The organism is Methylorubrum podarium (genome assembly GCF_022179745.1).
Classification (GTDB): domain Bacteria; phylum Pseudomonadota; class Alphaproteobacteria; order Rhizobiales; family Beijerinckiaceae; genus Methylobacterium; species Methylobacterium podarium.
The window spans coordinates 1-4,637 of record NZ_BPRD01000252.1; the positions used below are offsets into that span (position 1 = coordinate 1).

Consider the following 4,637-nt stretch of genomic DNA (forward strand, 5'->3'; position numbering starts at 1 on the left):
TCGGCGAGGCGCACCGGCAGACCGGCGCGCCGGGCTCGGCCCTGCGCCACTTCCGGAAGGCCGCCGAGCTCCGCCCCGATTTCGCCGAGGCGCATGGCCAGGCGGGCGAGATGCTGCGCGCGCTCGGGCGCTTCACGGAGGCCGCCAAGGCCTACCAGAGCGCCTTGATGCTGAAGCCGGAGCTCGCCCACTGCCTGGCGGGCTTCGCGCTCCTGCTGGTGCGGGAGGGCGAGTTCGGCCAAGCCGTGCCCTTCTTCGAGGCCGCGCTCCGGGCCACCCCCGTCACGATGGCGCCGGCGCGGGCGCCGCTCTGGGCCAATCTCGGGAGCGCCCGCCTCCGGGCCGGCGAGACGCTCGCGGGCCTCTCGGCCCTCGCGGAGGCCGTCGCCTGCGCGCCGGACCAGCCCGGCTTCCCGCGCCTGCTCGCCCGCGAGCTCCTGCACCTCGGCGCGGTGCCGGCGGGACCACGTTTCCGGGCGGTGCTGATCGCCCTGTTCGGGCGGGCCGACGTCGACCCGCGCCTGCTCGCCACCGCGGCCGTCGCGGCGCTGCGGCAGGATGCGGCCGTCGACGGCCTGCTCGCCCGGTTGGCGGCCGATCCCCCGCGTGCCCGCGAGACCGTCGCCGAAGCCGATGCGGTCGTCCGCGCCCTGCTGGACGACGCGCTGTTCCGCGCGCTCCTCGCCGCCGCCCCCATTCCCGATCTCGGGCTTGAGCTCCTGCTGACGGAGGTGCGGCGAAGCCTGCTCCTGGCGGCGCGGGAGGGGGCGCCGCCCGCACCGGACCTCACCCTCGCCTGCGCCCTGGCGCGCCAGTGCTTCCTCAACGAGTACCTCTACTGCACCGACGAGCAGGAGGAGGTCGCCCTGGCGGCCCTGTGCGCGGGCTTCGGTCGAGCCGAGGCCGACGCGGGCGCGGCGGATTGGCGCCGGGTCGCCATCGCGGCCTGCTACCTGCCGCTGCATCGCACGGCCGCGGCCCGCCTCGACCTCGCCAAGGCCCCGCCCGCCCTGCGCGCCCTCGTGCGCGAGCAGGTCGAGGAGCCGGCCCAGGAGCGCGCCCTCGCGGACAGCCTGGTCCCGCTCAGGCCGGTGCGCGACGCCGTGTCCCTCCTGGTCCAGGCCCAGTACGAGGAGAACCCCTATCCGCGCTGGTCGCGCGCCCTGCTCGGGACCCCGCGTCCCTTGCGCGAGCGGGTCCACCTCGCGCTGCCGCACCTCGGCGCGGACGAGATGCCGGCGGTCGAGCGGCCACGCGTCCTCGTCGCGGGGTGCGGGACCGGCATCCAGACCATGCGGCTCGTGCAGTCGGTCGCGGACGCCTCGGTGCTCGCGGTCGACCTGAGCCGCAGCAGCCTGGCCTACGGCATGCGCAAGCTGGCGGAATACGGGATCGGGTCGGTCCGGCACCTGCAGGCCGACATCCTCGACCTCGCCAACCTGGGCGAGCGCTTCGACCTGATCGAGAGCTTCGGCGTGCTCCACCACATGCGCGAGCCCTTGCAGGGCTTGCGCGTCCTCTCGGGGCTGCTCGCGCCGGGCGGCCTGCTCTTCCTCGGGCTCTACAGCGAGATCGCGCGCGCCAGCGTCGTCGCGGGGCGCGCCCTGGTCGCGGAGCGCGCGCTCGCGCCGACCCCGGCCGGCGTGCGGGCGGGCCGGCGTGCCGTCATGGCCGGGGCCGTGGCGCAGCCGGACCTCGGCATGCTGCTCAGCCCCGCCTCCGACTTCTGGACCCTGTCGGAATGCCGCGACCTCATCTTCCACGTCGAGGAGCACCGTTTCACGCTGCCCGGGATCGGCGCGATGCTGGAGGCCTGCGGGCTGGAATTTTTGGGCCTGGAGCCCGAACGCCCGTCGGACCGGACCCGGTTCGCGGCCGAGCATCCGGACCCGGCCGCGGCGCGCTCGCCGGCGGCGTGGCACGGTTTCGAGACCCGCCATCCCGACACCTTCGGCGGCACCTATCGGATCTGGGCGCGGCAGGCGCGCCAGGGCCGGACCGGTTCGCGCTGACTTCCGATCCCGGGGGGCATCATTCGCTGTGCCCGGCCCCGCCCGTGCCGGCCGGCCCTCCCCCCGGCTCGGTGCCGGCGCCCCGGTCCTGCGACGCGGCGGTCCGCGGCTTGCGCTTCAAGGGCGTCAGGAGGGCGAGGACCAGGAAGTTGGACAGGGCCGGGATGAGGCCAAGGTCGTAGTAGCCGAAGCCGACGGCCGCCCCGATCACGCCCACGTTCCACAGGCTCGCCGCGGTCGCGGTGCCGTGCACGTTGTCGCCCCCCTTCAGGATGGCGCCACCGCCGATGAAGCCGATGCCGGTGATGAGTCCCTGGAGGATGCGCGCCTGCTCCGGCGTGCGCGCGCCGAGGAGCTCGCTGGCGAGCAGGATGAAGCCGCAGCTGGCGATGGCGACGATGGGGAAGGTGCGCAATCCGGCGCTGCGCGCCTCGCGCTCGCGGTTCCAGCCGAGCGGGAATGCGAACGCGAAGGCGAGGCCCAGCCGCACCAAGTGGTTGGGAAGGTCTCCCCAGATGCCCCAGTACGAACCCATGATCCCTCGCCGGTGTGAGAACGCCCCGATGGTCCGTCCGCGCGTCGTGCCGCCGTTCCGAGGCGGGCCGCCAGCGGCGCGCCGACGGTGATCCTCGCGCCTGACGGAACCTTCCCGGAGCGGCCCGCATCAGGGCGAGCGGGGTCCGGTCGGCTCGGCGTCGCGCCTCGTTACGCCCTGACGGTCCGGCGCGCTGCTCCCGGGGTCGAGTTCCGTCACCTCCCAGTCGTCGCCGACGTTCTGGCAGGCCGTGCCGCGGATCCTGGCGGTGCGCTGCGCCTCTTCCACGGTGGCCAGGAAGGCGCGGCAGATCCGCCCCGCGCGTACGACCGGCGCGGCGGTCGGCACGACGCTGCCCTTCCGCCCGCTCGCCGGGTTGTCCCACCGGATGCGCAGGCCGTTCCCGCTGGGTTCCAACGCGAGGCCGAGGATGCCGCGCGCCCGGCGCCAATCCTCCGGGTCGAGCCCCGGGAACGCCAGGGGCGCCGTGCGCTTCGGGTCCTGCCCCGGCACGCCGGGAGAACCGTCGGCAGGCCGGGAGATCGGCAGCGAGATCGCGCAGGCCGGCAGCGCCAGGATCAGGAGCGCGGCGCCGGCGCGGGACAGGGGACGTGCGGTTGGCCGGAGCCGGGGATGGGACATGACGGTGCGCTCGGCGGTGTCTGGCGAAGGCGGGGGCGGGTCGGGGCGCGCCGGCGGTCCCGGACCGCCCGGCAGCCCCGGCCAGGGATGAGCGGGCGGCCCCGGGGCGCGGACCTGGCGGCGGAAGGTCTTCCGTCCCATCAGCGGCCATCCGGTGTGCGCACGCCGGACCAGAGGTCCTTGACCTGATCGAAGTGCGTCTTCGGGCTGTAGGCCGCCACCGGCACCGCGATGAAGCGGGCGGTCAGGCGCCCGATCTGCTGCACGACGCCGTAGGAGAACACCACGCGGTTGCGCTGGGCCTGGATCAGCTGCACGCGGGCGTTCAGGAGCTCCTGCTGCGCGTTCAGCACGTCGAGGGTGGTGCGCTGGCCGACGCGGGCCTCCTCGCGCACCCCGTCGAGCGCGACCTCGTTCGCCTGGACCTGCGCCTGCGAGGCGATGACCTGGGCCTTGGCGGCCTCCAGCTGGCCCCAGGCCGAGACCACGGCGGCGCGGATCTGGTCGCGCAGGAACTCGACCTGCAGGCGCGTCTGGCCCACGAGCTCCTTGGCCTGCCGGATCTGCGCGTATTCCGATCCGCCTTGATAGATCGGGACCGTGATGCGGCCCACGATCGAGGCGGTGCGGCCGTTGTCGCCGGGCTGCTCCTGGTCGTAGCGCTGGGCGACCTGGCCGGTCAGGCCGACCTGCGGGTAGAGCCGGCCCTCCAGCACCTTCACCTGCGCCTCGGCGGCATCGACCGCGTGCAGCGCCGAGGCGATCTGCGGGTTTTCCTTGAGGCCGATCTCGACCGCGGCGTCGAGGTTGCCCGGCACGGGGCGGTCAAGCGGGCGGCCCGGCGAGAGCTGGCGCGGCTCCACGCCGATGACCCGGCGATAGATGCCGATGCTGGCGCCCAGCTGCGACTCCGCCGCGCTCACCTGCGAGCGGGCGAGCGCGAGGCGCGCCTCCGCCTGGGCGACGTCGGTCCGGGTCAACGCGCCGACCTGGAAGCGGAAGGCCGTCTGGCGGAGCTGCTCCTGCAGGACGGCGACGTTGTTGCGGTTCAGCTCCAGCGTCGCGGTATTCTGAAGCACGTCCATGTAGGACTGGACCGCACTGAACAGGGTCGTCGTCTCGGTGAGGCGCAGGCTCTCGCGCTGGCCGAGCACGGTCGATTCCGCGCGCCGGGTGTTGTTGTCGGTCTGGAAACCGTTGAACAGCGTCTGGTTGACGGTCAGGCCGGCGCCGCCCGGCAGGGCGGTCCGCGCGAAGCGTTCCCCGCCCTCGACGCCCTTCTGTCGCTCGACCCCGATGTCGGCGTCGAGGCGGATCGTGGGGCGGTAGCCCGCCCGGGCCTGCACGATCTCCTCGTCCGTCGCGCGCAGGCCCGCCCGGGCGGCGTTCAGCTCCGGGTTCGCGCGGAAGGCGCGCGCGAGGGCACCCTCCAGGGTCTCGGCCCGCGC

The 4,637-nt window shown here is 74.6% G+C and carries 4 protein-coding genes; 1 reads left to right on the forward strand and 3 read right to left on the reverse strand.

The window, feature by feature from the left end; all coding sequences use genetic code 11:
- Positions 1-2,012 (forward strand): class I SAM-dependent methyltransferase (locus MFF42_RS13435; protein ID WP_238256180.1); only part of this gene is annotated, 2,012 nt, incomplete at its 5' end.
- Between the two features lie 19 nt (positions 2,013-2,031).
- On the opposite strand, the gene MFF42_RS13440 is transcribed toward MFF42_RS13435, so the two are convergent.
- The 3 genes from MFF42_RS13440 to MFF42_RS13450 all read right to left on the reverse strand — a co-directional run.
- Positions 2,032-2,547, reverse strand: coding sequence for an MgtC/SapB family protein (locus MFF42_RS13440; RefSeq protein WP_050772665.1), 516 nt, complete (start codon positions 2,545-2,547; stop codon positions 2,032-2,034).
- A gap of 129 nt (positions 2,548-2,676) precedes the next feature.
- Entirely contained in the window at positions 2,677-3,189 is a 513-nt protein-coding gene (locus MFF42_RS13445) for an RT0821/Lpp0805 family surface protein (protein ID WP_066923538.1), read from the reverse strand.
- Positions 3,190-3,329: 140 nt separating this feature from the next.
- Positions 3,330-4,637 (reverse strand): TolC family outer membrane protein (locus MFF42_RS13450; protein WP_238256181.1); only part of this gene is annotated, 1,308 nt, incomplete at its 5' end.